This is a genomic window from Stenotrophomonas sp. SPM (assembly GCF_003105135.1).
Classification (GTDB): Bacteria; Pseudomonadota; Gammaproteobacteria; order Xanthomonadales; family Xanthomonadaceae; genus Stenotrophomonas.
In genome coordinates this window covers 36,488-59,438 of sequence record NZ_QETL01000010.1, presented here as the reverse complement: position 1 = coordinate 59,438, position 22,951 = coordinate 36,488, and the positions used below count along the sequence as shown (strand labels likewise).

Here is a 22,951-nt window from a genome sequence, read left to right as displayed (position 1 = left end):
GCTGCTGCCGCTGTGCGATGCCGCCTCCGTGCGCGGCCTGTCCCCGGACATGTCCGCCCTGCGCGATTGGACCAACGCCACCGGCGCGACCGGCGTGGCGGTGTTCGCCGATGAACCCGCTGCGGGGCACAGCCGCGTGGTGCGCGCGTTCTGCCCGGGCGATGCGGTGAACGTGCCCGAAGACCCGGTGACCGGCAGCGCCAATGCGCTGATCGGCGCCTGGCTGCGCGAACGCGGCGCCCTGCCCGGCGACGCGGGTGCTTACGTGGCCAGCCAGGGCCGCGAAGTCGGCCGCGACGGCCATGTCCATGTCCGCGTCGATGCCGAAGGCACGGTGTGGATCGGCGGCCAGGTGCAGCCGGTGATCGACGGCCAGATAACCTGGATGTAGAGCCGAGCCCACGCTCGGCTGCTTTTTTTTACGTCCCGACACGGCCGAGCATGGGCTCGGCTCTACAACGGCGCGCTAAGCTGCGCGCTATCTGAATCTGGAGTTCCCCCCGATGTCCGCACGCCGTTTCCTGCAACTGGATGTGTTCTCGCCGCGCGCCGGCGCCGGTAATCCGCTGGCCGTGGTGCTCGATGCCGAGGGCCTGGACGACACCGCCATGCAGGCCATCGCGCGCTGGACCCGGCTGCCGGAAACCACCTTCGTGTTCGCGCCGCAGACCGCTGGCAGCAGCTACCGGCTGCGCATGTTCAGCCCGCAGAAGGAGGTGCCCTTCGCCGGCCACCCCAGCGTCGGCACCGCCCATGCGGTGCTGCAGGCCGGCCTGGCCGCGCCGGTGGAGGGCGTGCTGGTGCAGGACGGCATCGCTGGACTGCTGCCGCTGCAGGTCATCGGCGAAGGCGCCGGACAGCGCATCGCCATCCGCACCCCGCGCGCGCAGCTGGCCGAAACCGCGCAGGCAGATGATCCGCGCCTGGAGGCCGCGTTGCAGGGCTGGCCGCTGGGCGAATTGCCGCCGGCGCGCATGCAGGGCGGCCGCAGCTGGTGGGTGGTGCAGGTGGCCGACGAGGCCGCGCTGCGTGCACTGCAGCCGGACTGGGACGCGGTCGCCGCGTTGGCCGAATCCACCGACAGCATGGGCGTGTTCGCCTATGCGTTCAGCGATGGCAGCGAAGGCTTCGAACTGGCCGTGCGCGCCTTCGTCGGCAACGGGCGCCGGTTCGAGGATGCCGCCTCGGGTGCGGCGAATGCCGTGCTGGCCGCGTGGCTGGACCTGCGTGGCGTGCTGCCGCGCGGCCGCGAACCCTATGAAGTCAGCCAGGGACGCGAGGTCAGCCACGATGCGCGGCTGACCCTGCGTGTGGATGAGGACGGCGAGGTGTGGTCCGGCGGACAGGTGCAGACGGTGATCAGCGGAACCATTGATTGGTGATTGCGATGAGGCGCCGGGCGGTGCCCGGCTCCTTTCCGCTGCGCTCGCCGGGCATGGCCCGGCGCTACCGCCCTCAGCCCAGCTCGGCTTCCAGGCTGATCGGCACCGCGCTCAGTGCCTTGGACACCGGGCAGTTCTGCTTGGCGTCATCGGCGATCGCGCGGAACTGCGCGGCGTCGATGCCCGGCACCACGGCCTTCACCTTCAGCCGGATCTGCGACAGCTGCGGGCCACCTTCCATCGACAGATCGACCTTGGCTTCGGTATCCAGCGAGGTCGGTGTAAACCCGGCGTCACCCAGTTTGGCCGACAGCGCCATGGTGAAGCAGCCGGCGTGCGCGGCGGCGATCAGCTCCTCCGGGTTGGTGCCTTTCTCGTCGCCAAAACGGCTGTTGAAGCCGTAGCGGGTCTTGTCCAGCAAGCCGCTCTGCGGCGTGTTCAACTGGCCCTTGCCCGACTTCAGGTCCCCTTCCCAGTGCGCGGTGGCGTGTCGCGAGATTCCCATGTGCTGCTCCTGTTTGGCGGTGATGAACGGCCACCCTCGCACGGCACGCGTTAGCCCTGCGTCGCCCCGCCGCAGGCAATTCAGCTGTCCCGGGCCAGCCCGCTGGACACTTCCTCGCCAGCACGAAACGGATTTTTCCCTTGTTTTCAGCGGTTTCGCGCAGTTCCTGCTATCCCCACCGCGTATTGCGCAGTGCAGCGCAGGCCCCGTTTTCCTGCATCCGGACATGTACTCAATCGGCCTGGATATGAAAAAACATGCACTTTCCGCGCTCCGGGCTATTGGCGGCGCTCGAGAGTTGCCCTACATTGCGCTTGCCGACGGGGTTCGGCGCCGACCACACAACCAACCGTTCACGGAACAGGAAACCATGGCAAAGACCGCTAAGAAGGCTGCCCCGAAAAAGGCAGTGAAGAAAGTCGCGACGAAGGCTGCCGCCAAGCCGGCCGCTCCGAAGCCGATCAAGGAAGTGCTGACCAAGTCGGGCCTGGTTGCACACATCGTGGAAGCGTCCGGCGTTGTCGCCAAGGACGTGCGCGCGGTGCTGGCCTCGCTTGAAACCGCCGTTGCTTCCTCGGTGCACAAGAAGGGCGCTGGCTCCTTCACCCTGCCGGGCCTGCTGAAGATCTCGACCGTCAGCGTGCCGGCCAAGCCGAAGCGCAAGGGCATCAACCCGTTCACCAAGGAAGAGCAGTGGTTCGCTGCCAAGCCGGCCACCACCAAGCTGAAGGTGCGCCCGCTGAAGAAGCTGAAGGACGCCGCGCTCTAAGCGCGCGCCCAACGGCATCTTCCGACGGGACGGCGCAGGCCGTCCCGTTTTTGTTTGTGCCGGCACCACGCCCCCGCGCAAACCGCAACACAGCGTTTCCGTGCACGCACCGTCTCCGCCGACAGCCGCACCAGCATTGGCTGTGGCCCGGTTTTCCCGTGTCGGAAACGGGCCGGGTGGAACACTGCGTGCAGCCCCGGCCGTCGCCGCCGGTCGCGGCCTTGCCTATGGTGGGCACATCCCTCCAGACCCAGGCGAGCACACCCTCATGGCCAGCCCCTCCACCCGCTACCGGATCTCGGTGACCCCGATCGAAAAGGACGGGCACCAGTGCACCGGGCGCTGCACCATCGAACTGGAACATCGCGCCAGCCGCGACCTGATGCGCCTGCTGGAAAGCGCCCCGCGCACGGCCGGCCTCAGCGGTGACGAGCGCGCCACCCTGGTGGTCGCCACCCAGCTGCTGCGCGATATCGTGCAGCGCCACGCCGACACCGACGGCCATGCGCTGGCCGCCGTGGCGGCGCAGGTGCTGCCGGCGCTGGACGCACTGGAACAGCTGCCCACGTCGCGCTGATCCGGACGCTGCCGATACACTGCCCTCCTCTAGGTCGCCTCGGGGAGGAGGCAGACATGCGCAGTGCCATGTTGTTGATGATGACGGTGACCCTGCTGGGCTGTTCCAGGCAGACGCCGTCCGATCATGCCGCCGCCGTGCCGCCGCCCGCCGAAGCGCCAGCGGCCGACGCAGGCCGTCCCGCTGCCTCACCCGACGCAGCCACCGTCGCATCGACGGCCATCGATCCGTTGTATGGGGCGGTCGCCACGGATGGTGAAACACCTTCCCGGCTGCTGAACCGCTATGTGCTGGACCTGCTCAACCGCAACACGGCCGGCATCGATGCCGCCTGGGCCATCGCCCCGCCCGACGCGCGGCGTGCCGACGATGCGGCACTGCGCCTGCTGCCGGACGTGCGCAACCTGCGCCTGGACAGCGACCCCGCCGTGCCCCGCGACCAGCAGCAGCCGCCGCGCCTGCTGGAGGTGCCGGTGCGCATCCGCGCCTCCACCGGCGAGGGCGTGTTCCGCTACCACGGCTGGTACCGCGTGCAGCCCCGCGCCGATGGCCAGGGCTGGCAGATCCAGTCGGCGCAGCTGCAACCAACGCTGGACTGAACCGTTGCAGCGGCATGCACGCAGGATTCAGCGTGCAAAGCTACTCTGTAGCCCTCATTCATCGCCCCGGTCACCGCCATGCGCCTGCGTTCCCTGATGACCCGCCTTGCCGCGTCCACCGTGTTGATCGCCGCCGCGATCGGTGCGCAGGCGGCCCCCTCGATTTCCGGGCGCGAACTGGCGGTCGGCGCCAGCGACGTGCAGCAGTATCTGGATGGCAGCTTCCCGCGCACCCAGGATGCGTTGGGCGGCCTGATCGCACTGACCATGAGCCACCCGCAGCTGAGCCTGCCGGCCGGCGAACGCCTCGACCTCGGCATGGACCTGGCACTGGCCACCGCCGGCGGCACCCCGACCAACCTGGGCAAGGTGAAGCTCAGCAGCGGCCTGCGCTATGACGCACAGACCCAGGGCTTCCACCTGCAGGACCCGACCGTGGATGACTTCACCCCGGCCAGCCAGGGCGGTCGCCTCGACTCGCGTACGCGCGGCCTGCTCAACGCTGCGCTGAGCGATTACGCCCGCCGCGAGCCGATCTACAAGCTGGACCCGGCCGTGGCCGGCGTGCTGGGTGCGCTGCAGGTGCAGTCGGCACAGGTCAAGAATGGCAAGCTGGTGGTCACCTTCAACCAGAACCTGGGCAACCTGGTGCCAGCCGGCATTCTCGGCAAATAAGGCAGCGCCGGGCCGTGCCCGGCGGCCTCTGATGTTCCCGCGCTTCGCGCTCTCCGGGCATGGCCCGGCGCTACCGCATCACATCGACGTAGCGCCGGGGCCATGCCCGGCGGCACACCATCACGCAGCCAGCGCCTTGACCACCGCCTCGCTGAAGGCCGGAATGTCATCCGGCTTGCGGCTGGTGATCAGGTTGCCGTCCACTACTACCTCGGCATCACGCCAACGTGCGCCGGCATTGACCAGGTCCTGCTGCAGTGACGGCCACGAGGTCACTTCGCGCCCCTTGGCCAGCCCGCTGTTGATCAACAGCCACGGCCCATGACAGATCGCCGCCACCGGCTTGCCGGCATCGGCCACGCTGCGGATGAAGCCCAGCGCTGCCTCGTCGGTGCGCAGGCTGTCGGGATTGATGACGCCGCCGGGCAACACCAGGGCATCGAAACGCCCGGCATCGGCCTCGGCCAGCGGCAGGTCCACCGTCACCACGCCACCCCAGTCCTTGTCCTTCCAGCCCTTGATACTGGCCTCCTGCGCAGGAGAGACCACGGTGACGATCGCGCCCTGCGCTTCCAGCAGGCGCTTGGGTTCGATCAGCTCGGACTGTTCAAAGCCGTGGGTGGCGAGGATGGCGACCTGCTTGCCGGCGATACGCTGTGTCATGTCGTGTGCTCCAGTGAGGGAGCACACAGGGTCGGCGAACAGACATTGAACGGCGGTGACCCGGTCGTGCACGGCAGGTGGAGGCGGCCCTTGTAGAGTCGAGCCATGCTCGACTGCTTTTTGCTGTCGGCCACCGCCGGGGGAGTCGAGCATGGCTCGACTCTACAAGTACCGGTCAGCGCTTGGGCTGCAGCATCGTGCCGGTGCACTTGGGCGAACCGCAGCGGCACTCCCAGATCTTCTTCAGCTTGGCGGTGTGGCGCTCGGCCAGCACGATGCCGTAGTTGTAGGTCAGCTCCTCACCGGCGGGGATGTCGCGCAGCGCTTCGATGAAGACCTTGTCGCCACGGCTGTCGCCGTCCTCGTCTTCCTCGATCACCGCCTCGCAGTTCGGGTCGCAGCTGTGGTTGATCCAGCGTGCGTCGTTGCCCTTGTAGTTGGCGTCGATCACCCAGTCATCGTTGAGGGTGAACAGGAAGGTATGGCCACTTTCCACGTCGCCGCTGTCGTCGGCATCGACGTCGCCGTGGCTGCGCAGCAGACCCTTGTACTGGATCACGCGCTCGCCCTGCTTGATCGGGGCCACGGCGAACACGCCGTTGCCATGGATGGCGGACTTGCGGGCTTGGATCTTCTTGGGCATCGGCAAGGGTGGGTCTGCAGCGAAAGGAACCCCGATTCTCACTCATTCCGGGTGATTGCGAAAACAACCCACATGCCGCAGCATTACGCCCCGGTCGCCCCCGGTGTGTTGTTCCCGGCAGATCGACGAGCGCCCCCAGCGCCGCCTGAATGGCCGGGTTGGATGCTGGCGAAGAAAAGCGTACAATTTCAGTCCGCTTTAAGAACCACTCGCATCCCCCATGTTGCGCGTCACCAAACTCACCGATTACGCCACCGTCGTGCTGACCGTACTCGCCGCCCGCCCGGGTGAAGTGCTGAGTGCGACCGAGCTGGCCGAATTCACCGGTCTGGAACCGCCTACCGTCAGCAAGGTGCTCAAGCCGCTGGCCCAGGCCGGTCTGGTCGAAGGCCTGCGCGGTGTCCGCGGCGGCTACCGGCTGACCCGCCCGTCCATCGAGATCTCGCTGTTCGAAGTGGTCGAAGCGATGGAAGGGCCGCTGGCCCTGACCGAATGCAGCCACGACCACCACCAGTGCAACATGGCGCCCAAATGCGGTGCGCGCAGCAGCTGGCGGCTGATCAACGACGTGGTTTCCGAGGCCCTGCGCGATGTCACCCTCGCCCAGATCCTGCCCCCCCTTCCCCTTGTCGATGACGAACAGCGCCGCACCATCGCTGTCGACGTCGTCTCCTGATCCGTAGGCAGCCCCCCCATGGCCACCGAAACCATCGAAACCGTCGCCCACGACGACACCCCCAACCGCGAGATCCATGAGCAGCTCGGCCGCAAGTATTCGGCCGGCTTCATCACGGAGATCGAATCGGACTCCCTGCCGGCGGGCCTGGACGAGGACACCATCCGTGCCCTGTCGGCCAAGAAGGAGGAGCCGGAGTGGATGACGCAGTGGCGCCTGGACGCCTACCACCACTTCCTGACCATGCCGATGCCGAACTGGGCCAAGCTGAAGATCGCCCCGATCGACCTGCAGGCGCTCAGCTACTACTCCGCGCCGAAGGGCCCGAAGTACGCCTCGCTGGATGACGTCCCGAAGGAACTGCTGGACACCTACGACAAGCTGGGCGTGCCGCTGCACGAGCGCGCCAAGCTGGCCGGCGTGGCGGTGGACGCCGTGTTCGACTCGGTATCCGTCGGTACCACCTTCCGCAAGGAACTGGCCGAGAAGGGCATCATCTTCTGCTCGATGTCCGAGGCCATCAAGGAACACCCGGAGCTGGTGCGCCAGTACCTGGGCACCGTGGTGCCGGTGGGCGACAACTACTTCGCCGCGCTCAACTCGGCGGTGTTCTCCGATGGCAGCTTCGTGTTCATTCCCAAGGGCGTGCGTTGCCCGATGGAACTGAGCACCTACTTCCGCATCAACGCCGGCCACACCGGCCAGTTCGAGCGCACCCTCATCGTGTGCGAGGACAAGGCCTACGTCTCCTACCTGGAAGGCTGCACCGCGCCGATGCGCGATGAGAACCAGCTGCATGCCGCGGTGGTCGAGCTGGTCGCGCTGGAAGATGCGGAGATCAAGTACTCCACCGTGCAGAACTGGTACCCGGGCGACGAAAACGGCGTCGGCGGCATCTACAACTTCGTCACCAAGCGTGCCGAATGCCGTGGTGCGCGCAGCAAGGTCACCTGGACCCAGGTCGAGACCGGTTCGGCCATCACCTGGAAGTACCCGTCCTGCGTGCTGCTGGGCGACGATTCGGTGGGCGAGTTCCACTCGGTGGCGCTGACCCACCACCGCCAGCAGGCTGACACCGGCACCAAGATGATCCACGTCGGCAAGCGCACCAAGAGCAAGATCGTCAGCAAGGGCATCAGCGCCGGCCGCGGCCAGAATACCTACCGCGGCCTGGTCAAGGTCGACCGCAACGCCGATGGCGCGCGCAACTACACCCAGTGCGATTCGCTGCTGATCGGCAAGCAGTGTGGTGCCCACACCTTCCCCTACATCGAGGTGAAGAACCCGGGCGCCACCGTCGAGCACGAGGCCACCACCTCGAAGATCTCCGACGACCAGCTGTTCTACTGCCGCGCCCGTGGCATCAGCCAGGAAGACGCGGTGTCGATGATCGTCGACGGCTTCTGCAAGCAGGTGTTCCGCGAACTGCCGATGGAATTCGCAGTGGAAGCCAAGAAGCTGCTGGAAGTCTCGCTGGAAGGTTCGGTGGGCTGACCGCCCGCCCCTGCCCCTCGCAAACGCATTCTCTTTATCGGCGGGCCGCGGCCCGCCCCACGGAAATCCCCACCATGCTGAAGATCGAAAACCTCCACGCCCGCATCGGCGACAAGGAAATCCTCAAGGGCCTGTCGCTGGAAGTGAAGCCCGGCCAGGTGCACGCCATCATGGGCCCCAACGGCGCCGGCAAGTCCACCCTGGGCAATGTCCTGGCCGGCCGTGACGGCTATGAAGTGACCGAAGGCAGCGTGCAGTTCGAAGGCAGCGACCTGCTCGACCAGGACCCGGAAGCACGCGCCGCCGCCGGCCTGTTCCTGGCCTTCCAGTACCCGGTGGAAATCCCGGGCGTGAACAACACCTACTTCCTGCGCGCGGCCCTGAATGCCCAGCGCAAGGCACGCGGCCAGGACGAACTGGATTCCATGCAGTTCCTGAAGCTGGTGCGGCAGAAGCTGGCCGTGCTGCACCTGAAGGACGAACTGCTGCACCGTGGCGTCAACGAAGGCTTCTCCGGTGGCGAGAAGAAGCGCAACGAGATCTTCCAGCTGGCCGTGCTCGAGCCGAAGCTGGCGATCCTCGACGAAACCGATTCGGGCCTGGACATCGACGCGCTGAAGAGCGTGGCCGACGGCGTCAACGCGCTACGCGCGGCCGATCGTTCGTTCCTGGTCATCACCCACTACCAGCGCCTGCTGGACTACATCAAGCCGGACGTGGTGCACGTGCTGGCCGATGGCCGCATCGTCAAGACCGGTGGCCCGGAGCTGGCCTTGGAACTGGAAGCGCACGGCTACGATTTCCTCAAGGATCGCGTGGTGCGCGAGGCGGCGGTCTGATGAGCGCCCTGCTCGACTCGATGGCCCAGGCCTTCTGCGGCAGCGACGCGCGCCGCGAAGTGCTCGACACGGTGCTGCGCGATGGCCTGCCGGCCGCCCGCAGCGAAGCCTGGAAGTACACCTCGCTGCGCCAGCTGGAGCGCCGCGTCTTCGCCGCCGCGCCGCTGTCACCGCCGGTGCTGGATGCGGCCGTGCTGGACGACATCCCGGCGCCGCGCCTAGTGTTCGTCAACGGCCGCCTCAGCGACGCACTGAGCGACACCCACGGCCTGCCGGCCGGCGTGCAGCTGGAACCGCTGTCCTCGGCGCTGGCCGCCGGTGAGGATGCCGCGCGTTTCCTCGGCCGCCGCTACGAGCGCAGCGACGAAGTGTTCGCCCGCCTGAATGCCGCGCTGGCCGATGAAGGCGTGGTGCTGCGCGTGGACGAAGGCGTGCAGGTCGAGGTGCCGCTGCAGCTGGTGTTTGCCAGCGTGGCCGGCGAGACCGACCTGGCCTGGCACCACCGCCACCTGATCGAACTGCGTGCCGGCGCCAGCCTGGGCGTGGTCGAACACTGCTTCAGCGTGGGCGACTCGGCGCACCTGGACAACACCGTGCTGCATGCCCACGTCGCCCGCGAGGCCGTGCTCAAGCACGCCCGCGTGCAGGCCGGCAGCGCACGCCAGACCAGCTTCCTGCGTACCGATGCGGTCCTGGCACGCGATGCCCAGTACCACCGCGTCGACCTGGAGCTGGGCGCCGCACTCAGCCGCCACGAACTGAACGTGCGCCTGGAAGGCGACAACGCCCAGCTGACCGCCAACGGCGTGCTGCTCGGCAATGGCCGCCGCCACGTCGATACCCGCCTGGGCATCGACCACATCGCCCGCGATACCAGCAGCGAGCTGCTGTGGCGCGGCGTGGCCGCCAACCGCAGCCGCGTGGTGTTCCATGGTGGCATCCAGATCCGCGAAGGCGCCGACGGCACCGACGCGAACCTGTCCAACAAGAACCTGCTGCTGTCGGCCGACGCCGAAATCGACACCCAGCCGGTGCTGGTGATCGACGCTGACGAAGTGAAGGCCGCCCACGGTGCCACCGTCGGCCAGCTCGATGCCAATGCGCTGTTCTACCTGCGTTCGCGCGGGCTGCCGCGGCCGCAGGCACAGGCACTGCTGAGCGCCGCGTTCTGCCACGAGCCGCTGAAGGTGCTGCCCGAAGCCCTGCGCGAGCAGCTGGCGCGCCGCCTGGACAAGGCCCTGGCCGAGGCAGGTGTGGCATGAATCTGTCCACCCCGCGCCTGATCGAAACCCCTGCCGGCACGCCGGACTGGGACCGCGTCCGCCTCGACTTCCCGCTGTTGATGCGCGAAGTGCACGGCAAGCCGCTGGTGTATTTCGACAACGCCAACACCGGCCAGAAGCCGGTGCAGGTGATCGGCGCGGTGGACGAGTTCTACCGCCGCTACAACGCCAACGTCAGCCGTGCCGTGCACGCGCTGGGCACCGAGGCCACCGACGCCTACGAGGGCGCGCGCAACAAGCTGGCCCGCTTCCTCAACGTGCGCAGCAACGAGCTGGTGCTGTGCAGCGGCACCACCTTCGCCATCAACCTGGTGGCGTACTCGTGGGCGCTGCCGCGGCTGAAGGCCGGTGATGTCATCCTGGTCTCGCGCATGGAGCACCACGCCAACATCGTGCCGTGGCAGCTGGTTGCCCAGCGCACCGGCGCGACCCTCCGTGTGGCCGAGATCACCCCCGATGGCGCGCTGGACCTGGACGCGCTGCGCAAGGCGATGACCCCCGAAGTCAAGCTGCTGGCCGTGGCCCACGTCTCCAACGTGCTGGGCACGGTCAACCCGGTGCGCGAGATCTGCCGTGAAGCGCGCAAGCGCGGCATCGTCACCGTGGTGGATGGTTCGCAGGCGGTGCCGCACCGCAAGGTCGACGTGGCCGCGATCGGCTGCGACTTCTACGCCATCACCGGCCATAAGATGTGCGGCCCGACCGGCACCGGCGTGCTGTGGGCCCGCCGCGAGCATCTCGACGCGATGCCGCCGTTCCTCGGCGGTGGCGAGATGATCAAGGAAGTCAGCTTCGACGGCACTGTGTTCAACGACGCCCCGCACAAGTTCGAAGCCGGCACCCCGAACATCGCCGGCTTCATCGGCCTGGGCGTGGCCGTGGATTATCTGCAGGGCCTGGGCCTGGAGCACGTGGAAGCGCGCGAGGCCGAACTGCTGGCGCACTTCACTGAAGAACTGCGCAAGGTCGATGGCCTGCGCATCCTCGGCGAAGCACCGGAAAAGGCTGCCGTGGTGTCCTTCCTGATCGACGGCGCGCACGCCCACGATCTGGCCACCCTGCTCGACCTGGAAGGCGTGGCCGTGCGTTCGGGCCAGCATTGCGCGCACCCGCTGCTGCAGTATTACGGCGTCGCGGCGACCTGCCGTGCCTCGCTGGCGTTCTACAACACGCACGCCGAGATCGAGCGCTTCATGACCGCACTGACCAAGGTGCGCAAGCTGCTGGGCTGAGCCCGCAATCCGGGGTCAGATCCCTTTCGCACCGCGAAAGGGCTCTGACCCCAACAGCTTCCCAGCGAACCGCCGCTGCGACTGCACCGCCTTCCGTATCGAAGCGAGATCCTGCGCAGGAATACCCTACTCGATGAACTCCGCATAGCGCCTGCGTCGCTCATCCCCATCGGTGGCAATCAGCTCGAACGCCGAATGCGGCACGAGCAATGCGTTCCTCTGCCTTGCGCATTCGCGCGATGGCTTGACCAGCGATAGTCTCCGGAATGCGCCACCATTCCCGCCCGAACCGGGTTGAGCTCTATGTAGCGCTGGCAGGCCAGCAGATAGCGATCGGCATCCACCAGCGTTGAATGGAAGCGCCGTTCCCACAGGGTTCCGGTGCGCTGCTGCCGTTCGTTCACACGCCGAACATAGGCACGGTTCATCGCCTGCATCATCCCTGACAACCCAGAGGCATTGGCGTCTCCGGAAGCGAAGGGGGTCAGAGCGCCTTGGCACTGCAAGAGGGCTCTGACCTCATCACGCACAGTATCCGGCCGCGCGCAATCGTCTTTCCCTCCCACAGCGAGACATCCGCCCCCACGTTGGCCACGGCAAGCGCCTCCTCCGGGCACAGAAACGCAACGGGAAGTTCGTAGCTCTCCCCAAGCACTGCGCGTCCTCCCTGCAACAGCAGGCGGCAATCAAATGCACGGCCCACCACGAAAAGCGGACAGGCGTATACCTGCCCCACGATGTCACCCCGCCTCCCACCCTCGGCGCTCGACAGGAAGCGAACAGAGACAACAGCGTCGAATCGCATGGTCATGCCCTCAAGAACCTCCCTGGATCCACGTTCCCATACTGCCGGCGGGTCTGATCACTGCTGCAACCGCCGCACCGACGACACGCACAGCTCGACCGGCCATTGGCCAAGATGCCCCTTGCCGCTCACCCCATCCGGTCGTGCCGCGGACACGATCCCGGTCATTTCAACGGCCTGCTCCGTCGGCAGCGTCATCGGCGCGATGCCCTCCACCCAGATGCCATCCGCCGCCCACGGGTCGCGTACCGGAGGCCCCGGATGCAGCGCCGACATTTCCCAGCCATCGACGTAGGCGCCACGCACCTTCACCACCCGGCCCTGGTGGCGGAGCGGGTGCGCACGCAGGTCCTCCAGCGCGACCGGCAGTGCACGTGCCGGATTGAACCTGGGGCAGGCAAAACTGTTGAAGGAAACGTCCCGGCCCGCGACGGAGGCATCCTGGCGCACAAGCAGGATGAGCATCGCCACGACCACGCCGAGCGTCACCACCCTCACCGCCACGCCGCCTTGCCTGTCCATTCGTGCCTCCTGCGGGAATGCGGTGAGCAGCAGCATAGCCGGCGCGCGGGAGTCAGAGCCCTTTCGCGCTGCAAAAGGGATCTGACCCCGCACCATTTTGCGGGCGCCCCTGCCCAACCTAGAATGGCGGCATGAGCACCCTGACTTTCCGTGCCGCCACGCCGGCCGACATCCCCGCCCTGATCACCTTGGTCACCTCGGCCTACCGGGGCGACGCCAGCCGCGCCGGCTGGACCACCGAGGCCGACCTGCTGGACGGTGCCCGCATCGACGCCGAGGGCATCCAGGGCGACCTCAACCGCCCGCGCTCGACCATCCTGCTGGCCGAACGCGAGGGCCGCCTCGTCGCCTGCGCCCACGTCGCCGATGTCGACGGCAAGGGCTACTTCGGCATGTTCTCGGTCGACCCGGCCCAGCAGGGCGGTGGCGTCGGCAAGCGGCTGATGGAAGCAGCCGAAACCCATGCGGCGCGCGAATGGAACGTGCCGGTCATGCAAATGACGGTGATCGACGTGCGCGACGAACTGATCGCCTTCTACGAGCGTCGTGGCTACCAGCGCACCGGCATCAAGAAGCCGTTCCCCTATGGCGACGAGCGCTTCGGCATTCCCAAGCGCGATGACCTGCGCTTTGAGATCCTGGAAAAGCCGCTGGCCGGGGCTTCGGCATGAGCGACACCTGGACCTTCGTCTGCGCCGGCGCCGAGCTGCTGCCGGGCGAAATGAAGACCGTGTTCGATGAAGTGACCGGCACGCCGATCGTGGTGTTCAACCTCGATGGCGAGCTGTATGCGCTGGAAGACCAGTGCACGCACGAGGAATTCGAGCTGTCCTCGGGCGAATTCAACACTGCCGAAGGCAGCATCGAGTGCGTGCTGCACGGCGCGCGCTTCGATGTGCGTGATGGCCGCGCCCTGTGCGCCCCGGCCTATACCGCGGTGCCCAAGTTCCCGACCAAGCGCGAGCACGACGCGATCTGGACCCGCGACGACCGGGAGTGACCCGAGCGGGGGCGCCCATGCCACCGCCGCCCCCTGCCGACCGTCATCCACCCATGGGGTGGATCTACTGGTGCGCGCAGCGCGCGCTTGAGCCGCCGCTCCGACCTGACCCAGCCCTCGGCACCGCCGGCCATCCAAACGCCATGAGCGCCCTCACAGCGCCTTGCGCGCCACCCATCCACGCCTGCCAAGATCGCAGATGCGAATCATTATCGTTGATGTTATCCTTCGGCCTGACTTCGTAACGGTTTGTAACGAACCGCACCATGGCTTCGCCTTCAACCACCGGCACGCTGTGCCAGCTCGCCCGCCAGGGGTGGCCGCTGTTTGTGGCCGCGCTGCTGACGCTGTGGCTGGGGTGGTCGGCGCTCAATGAGGGGCGCGATGTCCTCACGGACGTCATCCTGCAGCCGTCTGCGGCGGCGATGGATGCCCGCGCCAGCAAGCAGCCAGGCGAATCACCGCCACGCGAGCCTGTCGCGCCGCGCATCGAGTCCGGGGCAGAAGGTGGCCACGGCGATGGCACGCCCCTGCTGCATCACCTGTGCCTGCTCGTCCCAGAGTCGGGGCCGCAGACCCTGCGCGTGCCTGTGCGTAACGTGGCGCCGGTGCGCCTTGCGGCACGCCGTCAGCCCCCCTCGCATGCACCACCAGCACTGCTGAGCTGAGCCGCCCGCCGGCCCATCTGTCGCACCCGCGCGTCCGCGCCAACCCTTCCCACGCCTTCTGTCCCGTCGGCCACCGTGCCGACGGGCGCTGCCCGCATCCGGCAAAGCCCATCCCATGACCTCGATCAAGAGCCGCAAGCACGCCTCCCCGCTTCGTTCCCTGCCCCTGGCCACCGCCAGCCTGGCCGCCGGCCTTGGCCTGGCCGCGCTGCCCGCCGTCGCCATGGCAGACGTCACCGACAACGCACGCACGCTGGACAAGATCGACGTGCACGCCACGCGCGGCTACAAGGCCGACAAGGTCGCCTCGCCGAAGTTCACCCAGCGCCTGCAGGACACGCCGCAGACGATCCAGGTCATCACCAGCGACCTGTTCAACCAGCAGGGCGCCACCACCCTCACCGAAGCGCTGCGCAACAGCCCGGGCGTCGGCACCTTCTATGCGGGTGAGAACGGCAACACCACCACCGGCGATGCGCTGTTCATGCGCGGCTTCGACACGTCCAACAGCCTGTTCGTGGACGGTGTGCGCGATCTGGGCTCGATCTCGCGCGATGTCTTCAACATCGAACAGGTTGAAGTGACCAAGGGCCCGGCCGGCACCGACAACGGCCGCTCGGCGCCCACCGGTGCGATCAACCTGGTCAGCAAACAGGCCAACCTGCAGGATGCGACCTTGGCCAGCATTTCGCTGGGCAGCGACCAGCAGCGCCGCACCACCGCCGACTGGAACCAATCCCTGGGCGCAACCAGCGCGCTGCGCATCAATGGCGTGTGGCAGGACAGCGACCAGCCTGGCCGCGACCACGTGCAGAACAAGCGCTGGGGCATCGCGCCGTCGCTGGCCTTCGGCCTGGGCACCGCAACCCGCTATTACCTCAACCTGCTCTATGTGAAGCAGGACAACGTGCCCGACGGCGGCGTGCCGACCCTTGGCCTGCCGGGCTGGACGCCGCAACCGACGCTGGAAGCGCTGGCCGACCATCCGGTGGACCCGGAAAACTTCTACGGCACCCGTGCCGACCACGACGACGTGACCGCGAAGATGGCCACGTTCCGCTTCGAGCATGACTTCAACGACAGCGTGCGCCTGACCAACACCGCCCGCTGGGGCCGCACCGAACAGGACTACCTGCTGACCGCGTTCATGGGCACTGGCGTGCGGGGCGCTGGCGGACGGCCGACCGGCAACATCACCTATACCAACGCAGCGGATCTTTCGACCTACGCGATCGCCCGCAGCCTGCCGACCTTCAAGGACCAGCGCAACACCATCCTGACCGACCAGGTGAACCTGCGCGCCGACTTCAACACCGGCGCGGTGGGCCACGCACTGAGTGCAGGTCTGGAATTCACCCGCGAAGAACTGGACAGCTACGGCCAGGCTGCCACCGGTGGCAGCCGCTGGCCTGCGGCGAACCTGTACGACCCCGACTGGAACGTGGCTGGCCTGACCTGGGAACACAACGGTGCCGACGCGCATGGAAAAACCACCACCTCTTCGGCCTACGTGTTCGACACGCTGTCCTTCGGCGAGAGCTTCCTGCTGACTGCAGGCGTGCGTGCCGATCGTTACAAGACCGAGTACGCCAGCGCCTCGGTGTGTGGCGGCCGTGGCGGTCCGGTCTGCGGCAGCAACCCCACCGGCACCGTGCTGCGCAATCCCACGCTGGAAGCCTCCGATACGCTGCTGAACTGGAAGCTGGGTGCGCTGTACAAGGTCGGCGACACCGTCAGCATCTACGCCAACTACGCAATTTCGCAGCAGCCTCCGGGCGGTGCCAACTTCCAGCTGAGCAGTTCGGCCAGCAGCGCCGACAACCCGAAGCTGGACCCGCAGAAGGCCAAGACCTTCGAAGTGGGCAGCAAGTGGGCCTTCATGGGAGACGCGCTGGCGGTGAACCTGGCCCTGTTCCAGACCGACGTGGACAACGAGATCAACACCACCGTGCTCGACGACGCCGGCAACCCCACGCAGACGGGCAGCAAGCGGGTCAAGGGCGTGGAGCTCTCCGCGGTTGGCCGCCTGACCGACAACTGGTCGATCACCGCCGGGTACAGCCACCTGGATACCGAGGTCAAGGAAGGCGCCAAGGTCGCTGCGGATGGCACCACCAACCTCACCTATACGCCGGCCGACACCTTCACCGGCTGGACCAGCTACACCCTGCCGTTCGGCCTGACCCTCGGCGGTGGCGTGCGCTACGCCGGCGGCATGCACCGCGGTACCGACGGTGCCGTCGGCACCCCTGCGTTCACCAAGTCGTACGTGGTCTACGACGCGGTGGTGTCCTGGGCGATCAACGAGAACGTGTCGCTGCGCTTGAACGGCTACAACCTGTTCGACAAGCAGTACGTGGCCAGCATCAACAAGAGCGGCTACCGTTACACCCCGGGTGCCCCGCGCACCTTCCTGCTCAGCGCGGACGTCCGTTTCTGATGGCCACGGCGCGGGGGAGCCGGACTCTCCCGCGCATCAACGAGGAACCCGCATGCTGCTGCACATCCCCAACGTGCTGGTACCCGAAGAGGTCAGCCAGATCCGCCAGCAGCTGGACGCGGCGCAGTGGGCCGACGGGCGCGAAACCGTCGGTGCCCAGGGCGCGCAGGTGAAGCACAACGAACAATTGCCCGATGCCTCGGCATTGAAGGCCGAGCTCGGCCAGGGCGTGCTGGCCGCGCTGCGGCGCAGCCCGCTGTTCTTTGCGGCCACGCTCCCGCTGAAGATCCTGCCACCCCGATTCAACCGCTACAGCGGCGGCGGAACCTATGGCTTCCATGTCGATGGCGCGGTGATGCACCTGGCCCACGGCGAACAGCTGCGCTCGGACATCTCCTGCACCCTGTTCCTGTCCGCGCCGGAGGAGTACGACGGCGGCGAACTGGTCATCAGCGATACCTACGGCGAGCACGAAGTGAAGCTGCCGGCCGGCGACCTGATCGTGTACCCGTCCAGCAGCCTGCACCAGGTCAACCCGGTCACCCGTGGCGCGCGCGTGGCCTCGTTCTTCTGGGTGCAGAGCATGGTCCGCGACGATGTGCAGCGGCGTCTGCTGTGGGAGATGGACACTTCCATCGAACGCCTGCGGCAGACCGGCGGCGATGCCGGCGCGGTGTTGCAGCTGACCGGCGTGTACCACAACCTGCTGCGGCGCTGGAGCGAGGTCTGAGGCCTGCGCCACGGCCCTGCGGAACTTTGGCAATCATTCTCATTTGCAACTGCTAACAGCTCTCATTACAATCACGCCCCGTTGACGTCGGATGGTCCGGCGCACACCCAGGGGATTCCGCCTTGCGTCGCCCGTTCCGCCCTCGCCCGCTTCGCCTCGTGCAGTTCGGTACCGCCATGCGCGGTCATCGCCCTGCGCTGGCCAGCCTGTTGGCGTGGGTGGCGATGCTGGCGTTGTTGCTGGGCACCCTGCCGCTGCTGCCACACGCGCAGGCTGACGCCACCGCACAGGCCTGGCAGCAGCCGATGGAAGGCCGCGGCGGTGACGTGCCGGTGGAAGAAGACGCGCCGGCCAAGCTGCGCCGCTGCGTCTGCACGCCGACCAAGGCGGCCGACAAGGCACCTCCACCGCCGCTGCTGCTGGCCAGCCAGTGGCTGCGCAGCGAACTGGATCTGCTTCCCCTCGCCCCGGCCAACACCGGGGTGCGGCCGCATTGGCCGCTGGCCGCGCCAGACATGCCCTGGGCCGACGCGCCCGGGCGCCGCCAGCAACGCGGACAGGCGCCGCCGCTGGCCTGATCCTCGGCCCCGCGTGACCGCGCCTGCGGTCGCGCCTGCGCGCCGCTGCCTGCTCCATCCCCTGCCGCATTCCTGCTGCCCCTGACCGGGGCTCCCCGTGCATGCCGCGCATTCCGCGCCGACATCGCACCACCCTGCATCCCTCGAGGTTACTGCCATGGCCCAGCGCCATCGTGTCCGTTCGTCCCTGTCCCGCCACCTGCTGACCAGCGCCGTGCTGGCCGCCTTCGCCAGTCACGCCTTCGCCAATGGCGAGACCGCCGCCGCCCCGCAGACGCTGGACAAGCTGGTGGTTACCGCCGCCGGTTTCGAACAGAAGGTGGTCGACGCGCCGGCCAGCATCAGCGTGGTCAGCCGCGAGGAACTGGCCAAGCGCCCGTACACCAGCCTGGTCGATGCACTGCGCGACGTCGAAGGCATCGACGTCGGACTGGAAGCCACCGACAAGAACGGCCGCGCCACCATTTCCATGCGTGGCCTGCCGTCCGAATACACCCTGGTGCTGATCGACGGCCGCCGCCAGAGCAACGTCGGCCAGCTGTACCCGAACAATTTCGGCGGCGGCCAGTTCTCGTACCTGCCGCCGCTGGACGCCATCGAGCGCATCGAAGTGGTGCGCGGCCCGATGTCCACCCTGTACGGCTCGGATGCGATGGGCGGCGTCATCAACATCATCACCCGTCGCAACCAGGACAGCTGGCACGGCTCGCTCAGCCAGGGCTTCACCGTGCAGCAGGACGACCAGTTCGGCGATGCGCGCACCACCGACGTGTACCTCAGCGGCCCGCTGCTGAAGGACCGCGTCAGCATGGCCATACGCGGCAGCTACTACGACGCCAAGGCCTCCAACCCCGAGTGGGATGCGCTGACCCTGCCCGATGGCACGCTGTGGGAGCGCAGCATCGGCTTCGGTGGCGGTGGCAAGTCGGTGGCCAACACCAACTGGAACACCGGCCTGCGCCTGGACTTCCGCATCAACGACGACCACGAGCTGTGGCTGGACTACGACGTCTCGCGGCAGAAGTACGACAACAGTGAAGGCCAGACCGGCACCCTGGACAGCCTGGCCAGCCTGTGGCGCGTCGGCAACGCGGTCGTCCCCAACCCGAGCGGCAGCGGCACGATCACCCGCCGCGTGGTGCAGCCGCGCGTGGGCTACACCGCCTACCAGCGCTACGAGCGCGACCAGCTGTCGCTGACCCATCAGGGCCGCTACAGCTTCGGCACCTGGCAGACCTTGCTGACCCACAGCAAGAGCAACAACCTCGGCCGCTCACTGCCGCTGACCCTGGACGAGCGCGCCAACCTGCAGACTCTATGGAACGACGTCTGCCAGCGCACCGGCGCGGCCAACAACTGCGCGGCCGGCCGCGGCAACGCGCTGGGTGCGCTCAACGCCGAAGAGATGGCGCGCCTGCAGGCCTTCCTGCCGCGCCCGCTGCGCACCATGGAACTGGAAGGTTACGTTCTGGACACGATGCTCGACCTGGACTTCGGCGCACACAAGCTGACCGTGGGCGGCCAGTACAACAACACCGACATGGTGGACGGCGTGTTCGGCATGGACGGCGCCGGCTACCGCAGCAACACCAAGCAGAAGCACCGCATGTGGGCGTTGTTCGCCGAGGACAACTGGTCGCTGACCGACACCCTGACCGCCACCTTCGGCCTGCGTTACGACGACCACAACATCTTCGGCAGCCATGTCAGCCCGCGCGGCTACCTGGTCTGGAACGCCACCGATGCCTGGACCTTCAAGGGCGGCGTCAGCACCGGCTACAAGACCCCGCGTCCGGACCAGCTGTTCCCCGGCATCACCGGCTTCGGTGGCCAGGGTGTGCTGCCGCTGGTGGGTTCGCCGAACCTGAAACCGGAAACCAGCACCAACTACGAGCTGGCCGCGTACTACGAGGGCCAGCGCTGGGGCTTCAACGTCACCGGCTTCATCAACACGTTCGAGGACAAGATCGCCAGCGGCGGCACGTTCCCCAACTGCGAGGTGGCACCTGCAGGCAGTGGCTACTGCGTGGACATCGGCCCGGGCTGGGCCTCGCTGGGCTACAGCACCTTCACCCAGAGCGTGAACATCGACAAGGCCGAAACACGTGGCGCGGAACTGGCCGGCCACGTCGACCTGCTGGACAACCTGCAGCTGCGCGGCAACTACACCTGGACCAGGAGCGAGCAGACTGCCGGCTCCGGCAAGGGCCTGCCGATCACCGGCACCATGCCGGCCAAGCACATGGCCAACGCCAGCCTGAACTGGCAGCTCAACGATGCCATCAGCCTGTCGTTGATCGGCGAAGGCCGCTACGACCGCTACCGTGACACGATCCTCGACGCCAACGGCGCCAGCCACAACCGCTACTACCAGGACTACACGATCTTCCACCTGGGCGGCAGCTGGGATGCCACGCCGTGGCTGACCTTCAATGCACGCATCAACAACCTGCTGGACAAGGACTTCGTCTCGCAGTCGTGCCTGCTGATCAGCCAGAGCGAGTTCAACTGCGTCGATGACTATGCGACCAAGGACCAGCGCCGTAGTTACTGGATCTCGTTGAACGCGAAGTTCTGACCGCGCCCTGGGTAGTGCCGGCCGCTGGCCGGCATTGCGGGTTTGCCGGCCAGCGGCCGACACTACCCGGGCTCCTGCGCACGGGATACACAACGACACCTAATTGCGAGCCATTCTCATTAATGCTGTAATGGGTAGTCTTCACCCGCCCCGAAAAACGCCGTGAGCCGCCCTGCCTCTTCCGCCGTGCAGCAGCAACAAAGCCGTGGCTTCTGGCTGCGTACGCTGCACCAGTGGCACTGGATCAGCTCGGCGGTGTGCCTGATCGGCATGCTGCTGTTCGCGGTCACCGGCCTGACCCTGAACCACGCGGCGAAGATCGAAGCCAAACCGCAGGTGCAGAACCAGAAGCTGGAATTGCCGGCCGATCTGCTGGGCGCGCTGGATGACCGCGAAGAAGGCAACGCGCCGATTCCGCTGCCGGCCCGGCAATGGCTGGATGCGCAGCTGGACATCGGCATCGGCGGGCGCCTCGCCGAATGGTCGCCGGAAGAGGTTTACCTGTCGCTGCCGCGCCCCGGCGGCGACGCCTGGCTGAGCATCGACCGCGAAAGCGGTGCAGTGGAATTCGAATCGACCTCGCGCGGCGTGGTGTCCTACCTCAACGACCTGCACAAGGGCCGCAATGCCGGCCCGGCGTGGGGCTGGTTCCTGGACCTGTTCGCGGTGGCCTGCCTGGTGTTCTGCATCACCGGCCTGTTCCTGCTGCACCTGCATGCGCGGCAGCGGCGCATGACCTGGCCGCTGGTGGGCCTGGGCCTGATGATCCCGCTGCTGATCGCCCTGTTGCTGATCCACTGACTTCCATCCGTTCCCTCCGGAGCCGCCCCATGCGCGTCACCCTCACCATCGCCCTAAGCGGCCTGCTGGCCACCTCGCCGGCCTATGCGGCCACCCTCGACATCAACGTCGAAGTGCCCAAGCTCAACGTCGCCGAATACCACCGCCCCTATGTGGCCGTGTGGCTGGAAGGCGCCGACCAGAAGGTCGCCGCCAACCTGTCGGTCTGGTACCAGCAGACCGGCAACAGCGAAGGCCATGGCAGCAAGTGGCTGCCCGACCTGCGCCAGTGGTGGCGCAAGAGCGGCCGCACCCTGCAGGTCCCGGTGGATGGCGTGACCGGCCCGACCCGCCCGGCCGGCAAGCACGCGCTGTCCTTCACCGACCAGCAGCCGGCGCTGAAGCAGCTGGCCCCGGGCAGCTACACCCTGGTGGTGGAAGCCGTGCGCGAAGTCGGCGGCCGCGAACTGCTGAAGATCCCCTTCACCTGGCCGGCCACCGCCGCGCAGAACGGCAAGGCGCAGGGCGCCACCGAACTGGGCCAGGTCACCCTGGCCGTCAAGCCGTAACTGCATGGCCGGGGTCGGATCCCTTCCGCAGGAAGGGCTCTGACCCCATCGCCCTATCCCTCGGGGTCAGAGCCCTTTCCGTTGGAAAGGGATCCGACACCTTCCAACTGGAGTCTTCCGCATGAAGCGCACGCTCGTCCTAGCCGCCGCCCTGGCCGCTGCCCTTCCGTTCTCCGCCCTGGCCCACAAGGCCTGGCTGCTGCCCTCGCAGACCGTCATCGCCGGCAACGCGCCGTGGATCACCGTCGACGGCGCCGTCTCCAACGACCTGTTCTATTTCAACCACGTGCCGCTGCGCCTGGAATCGCTGGTCATCACCGCCCCGGACGGCAGCAGCGTGCAGCCGCAGAACGCGGCGACCGGCAAGTACCGCAGCGTGTTCGACCTCGAGCTGAAGCAGCAGGGCACCTACCGCATCGCCTCGGTCAATGACGGCCTGTTCGCCACCTACGAGCAGAACGGCGAGCGCAAGCGCTGGCGCGGCACCGCCGCCAGCTTCGGCGAACTGCCCAAGGATGCGAAGAAGCTTGAAGTGAGCCAGTCGGTGGGCCGAGTGGAAACCTTTGTCACCAACGGCGCGCCGAACGACACCGCGCTGAAGCCGACCAACCGCGGCATCGAACTGGTGGCCGTGGGTCATCCGAACGATCTGTTCGCCGGCGAGGAAGCCACCTTCCGCGTGCTGGTGGATGGCAAGCCGACCGCCGGCCTCGAATTCGAGATCGTGCGTGGCGCCACCCGCTACCGCAACGCGCAGGACGAGCTGAAGCTGACCAGCGACGTCAAGGGCGAGATCAAGGTGACCTGGCCGGAAGCCGGCATGTACTGGCTGGAAACCGGCACCGAAGATAACAAGACCTCGGTGAAGCAGGCCGCCAAGCGCCGCCTGAGCTACGTCGCCACCCTGGAAGTGCTGCCGCAATGACGTGGACCGCGGTGCCGGG

The 22,951-nt window shown here is 67.3% G+C and carries 26 protein-coding genes and 1 pseudogene; 21 read left to right on the top strand and 6 right to left on the bottom strand.

The features are described 5' to 3' along the window. Together DCO49_RS04630 and DCO49_RS04625 are read left to right on the top strand one after the other, a co-directional pair. A partial coding sequence (locus tag DCO49_RS04630) for a PhzF family phenazine biosynthesis protein (protein WP_243402661.1) occupies positions 1-391 on the top strand: 391 nt, incomplete at its 5' end. A gap of 112 nt (positions 392-503) precedes the next feature. Then, on the top strand, positions 504-1,382 hold the full coding sequence (locus tag DCO49_RS04625) for a PhzF family phenazine biosynthesis protein (RefSeq protein ID WP_116863015.1): 879 nt from the start codon (positions 504-506) through the stop codon (positions 1,380-1,382). 73 nt (positions 1,383-1,455) lie between these two features. Here DCO49_RS04625 and DCO49_RS04620 read toward each other — a convergent pair whose 3' ends face one another. After that, complete coding sequence (locus DCO49_RS04620) at positions 1,456-1,887, bottom strand: OsmC family protein (RefSeq protein ID WP_108768081.1); 432 nt, start codon at positions 1,885-1,887, stop codon at positions 1,456-1,458. 370 nt (positions 1,888-2,257) lie between these two features. On the opposite strand from DCO49_RS04620, the gene DCO49_RS04615 reads away from it, so the two are divergent. From DCO49_RS04615 to DCO49_RS04600, 4 genes are all read left to right on the top strand, one after another. After that, positions 2,258-2,656: an HU family DNA-binding protein gene (locus tag DCO49_RS04615; RefSeq protein ID WP_079220963.1), complete on the top strand. Its 399-nt coding sequence runs from the start codon at positions 2,258-2,260 to the stop codon at positions 2,654-2,656. Between the two features lie 268 nt (positions 2,657-2,924). Beyond that, positions 2,925-3,233 (top strand): DUF3861 family protein, encoded by a 309-nt coding sequence (locus tag DCO49_RS04610; RefSeq protein WP_108768079.1) that lies wholly within the window; start codon positions 2,925-2,927, stop codon positions 3,231-3,233. 56 nt (positions 3,234-3,289) lie between these two features. Further along, positions 3,290-3,832, top strand: coding sequence for a hypothetical protein (locus DCO49_RS04605; RefSeq protein ID WP_116863014.1), 543 nt, complete (start codon positions 3,290-3,292; stop codon positions 3,830-3,832). Positions 3,833-3,910: 78 nt separating this feature from the next. Then, positions 3,911-4,507: a DUF1439 domain-containing protein gene (locus DCO49_RS04600; protein ID WP_116863013.1), complete on the top strand. Its 597-nt coding sequence runs from the start codon at positions 3,911-3,913 to the stop codon at positions 4,505-4,507. Between the two features lie 120 nt (positions 4,508-4,627). On the opposite strand, the gene DCO49_RS04595 is transcribed toward DCO49_RS04600, so the two are convergent. Together DCO49_RS04595 and DCO49_RS04590 are read right to left on the bottom strand one after the other, a co-directional pair. Further along, positions 4,628-5,170 (bottom strand): type 1 glutamine amidotransferase domain-containing protein, encoded by a 543-nt coding sequence (locus DCO49_RS04595; protein WP_116863012.1) that lies wholly within the window; start codon positions 5,168-5,170, stop codon positions 4,628-4,630. Between the two features lie 175 nt (positions 5,171-5,345). Continuing rightward, a complete protein-coding gene (locus tag DCO49_RS04590) occupies positions 5,346-5,813 on the bottom strand; it encodes an SET domain-containing protein-lysine N-methyltransferase (RefSeq protein ID WP_116863011.1) in 468 nt (155 codons plus the stop codon). A gap of 220 nt (positions 5,814-6,033) precedes the next feature. Between DCO49_RS04590 and DCO49_RS04585 the strand changes: the two genes are divergently transcribed. The 5 genes from DCO49_RS04585 to DCO49_RS04565 all read left to right on the top strand — a co-directional run bounded on the left by DCO49_RS04585 (position 6,034) and on the right by DCO49_RS04565 (position 11,337). Further along, on the top strand, positions 6,034-6,489 hold the full coding sequence (locus tag DCO49_RS04585; RefSeq protein ID WP_108768075.1) for an SUF system Fe-S cluster assembly regulator: 456 nt from the start codon (positions 6,034-6,036) through the stop codon (positions 6,487-6,489). Positions 6,490-6,507: 18 nt separating this feature from the next. Then, on the top strand, positions 6,508-7,983 hold the full coding sequence (gene sufB / locus DCO49_RS04580) for a Fe-S cluster assembly protein SufB (protein WP_116863010.1): 1,476 nt from the start codon (positions 6,508-6,510) through the stop codon (positions 7,981-7,983). Between the two features lie 74 nt (positions 7,984-8,057). Next, complete coding sequence (gene sufC, locus DCO49_RS04575) at positions 8,058-8,822, top strand: Fe-S cluster assembly ATPase SufC (protein ID WP_108764333.1); 765 nt, start codon at positions 8,058-8,060, stop codon at positions 8,820-8,822. Then, positions 8,822-10,084, top strand: a complete 1,263-nt coding sequence (sufD, locus tag DCO49_RS04570) for a Fe-S cluster assembly protein SufD (protein ID WP_116863009.1) — start codon at positions 8,822-8,824, stop codon at positions 10,082-10,084. Before sufC ends, sufD begins: the two co-directional genes overlap by 1 nt. Further along, positions 10,081-11,337, top strand: coding sequence for a cysteine desulfurase (locus tag DCO49_RS04565; RefSeq protein WP_116863008.1), 1,257 nt, complete (start codon positions 10,081-10,083; stop codon positions 11,335-11,337). The genes sufD and DCO49_RS04565 overlap by 4 nt, the downstream gene beginning before the upstream one ends. A 15-nt stretch (positions 11,338-11,352) precedes the next feature. Here DCO49_RS04565 and DCO49_RS04560 read toward each other — a convergent pair. From DCO49_RS04560 to DCO49_RS04550, 3 genes and pseudogenes are all read right to left on the bottom strand, one after another. Then, a pseudogene (locus DCO49_RS04560) lies at positions 11,353-11,789 on the bottom strand (transposase); the annotation flags it as partial. A 32-nt stretch (positions 11,790-11,821) separates the two neighbouring features. Continuing rightward, positions 11,822-12,148, bottom strand: coding sequence for a hypothetical protein (locus DCO49_RS04555; protein ID WP_116863007.1), 327 nt, complete (start codon positions 12,146-12,148; stop codon positions 11,822-11,824). A gap of 51 nt (positions 12,149-12,199) precedes the next feature. Continuing rightward, entirely contained in the window at positions 12,200-12,700 is a 501-nt protein-coding gene (locus DCO49_RS04550) for a hypothetical protein (protein ID WP_133249387.1), read from the bottom strand. Between the two features lie 95 nt (positions 12,701-12,795). Here DCO49_RS04550 and DCO49_RS04545 point away from each other — a divergent pair, with 95 nt between their 5' ends. The 10 genes from DCO49_RS04545 (at position 12,796) to DCO49_RS04500 (ending at position 22,932) form a co-directional block, all read left to right on the top strand. Then, on the top strand, positions 12,796-13,335 hold the full coding sequence (locus DCO49_RS04545) for a GNAT family N-acetyltransferase (protein WP_116863005.1): 540 nt from the start codon (positions 12,796-12,798) through the stop codon (positions 13,333-13,335). Next, entirely contained in the window at positions 13,332-13,664 is a 333-nt protein-coding gene (locus DCO49_RS04540) for a non-heme iron oxygenase ferredoxin subunit (RefSeq protein WP_116863004.1), read from the top strand. Before DCO49_RS04545 ends, DCO49_RS04540 begins: the two co-directional genes overlap by 4 nt. A gap of 266 nt (positions 13,665-13,930) precedes the next feature. Then, a complete protein-coding gene (locus tag DCO49_RS04535) occupies positions 13,931-14,332 on the top strand; it encodes a hypothetical protein (protein ID WP_116863003.1) in 402 nt (133 codons plus the stop codon). 115 nt (positions 14,333-14,447) lie between these two features. After that, a complete protein-coding gene (locus DCO49_RS04530) occupies positions 14,448-16,772 on the top strand; it encodes a catecholate siderophore receptor Fiu (protein ID WP_116863002.1) in 2,325 nt (774 codons plus the stop codon). A 52-nt stretch (positions 16,773-16,824) separates the two neighbouring features. After that, positions 16,825-17,502, top strand: coding sequence for a Fe2+-dependent dioxygenase (locus DCO49_RS04525; protein WP_116863001.1), 678 nt, complete (start codon positions 16,825-16,827; stop codon positions 17,500-17,502). Positions 17,503-17,678: 176 nt separating this feature from the next. Continuing rightward, entirely contained in the window at positions 17,679-18,080 is a 402-nt protein-coding gene (locus tag DCO49_RS04520) for a hypothetical protein (RefSeq protein WP_116863018.1), read from the top strand. 157 nt (positions 18,081-18,237) lie between these two features. Beyond that, positions 18,238-20,658, top strand: a complete 2,421-nt coding sequence (locus DCO49_RS04515; protein WP_116863000.1) for a TonB-dependent receptor — start codon at positions 18,238-18,240, stop codon at positions 20,656-20,658. Between the two features lie 162 nt (positions 20,659-20,820). Next, positions 20,821-21,459: a PepSY-associated TM helix domain-containing protein gene (locus tag DCO49_RS04510; RefSeq protein WP_116862999.1), complete on the top strand. Its 639-nt coding sequence runs from the start codon at positions 20,821-20,823 to the stop codon at positions 21,457-21,459. Positions 21,460-21,488: 29 nt separating this feature from the next. Continuing rightward, the gene (locus tag DCO49_RS04505) at positions 21,489-22,007 is read left to right on the top strand and encodes a DUF2271 domain-containing protein (protein ID WP_116862998.1); all 519 of its coding nucleotides are present in this window, start codon (positions 21,489-21,491) and stop codon (positions 22,005-22,007) included. A gap of 121 nt (positions 22,008-22,128) precedes the next feature. After that, positions 22,129-22,932 (top strand): DUF4198 domain-containing protein, encoded by an 804-nt coding sequence (locus DCO49_RS04500; protein ID WP_116862997.1) that lies wholly within the window; start codon positions 22,129-22,131, stop codon positions 22,930-22,932. Positions 22,933-22,951 lie beyond the last annotated feature (19 nt).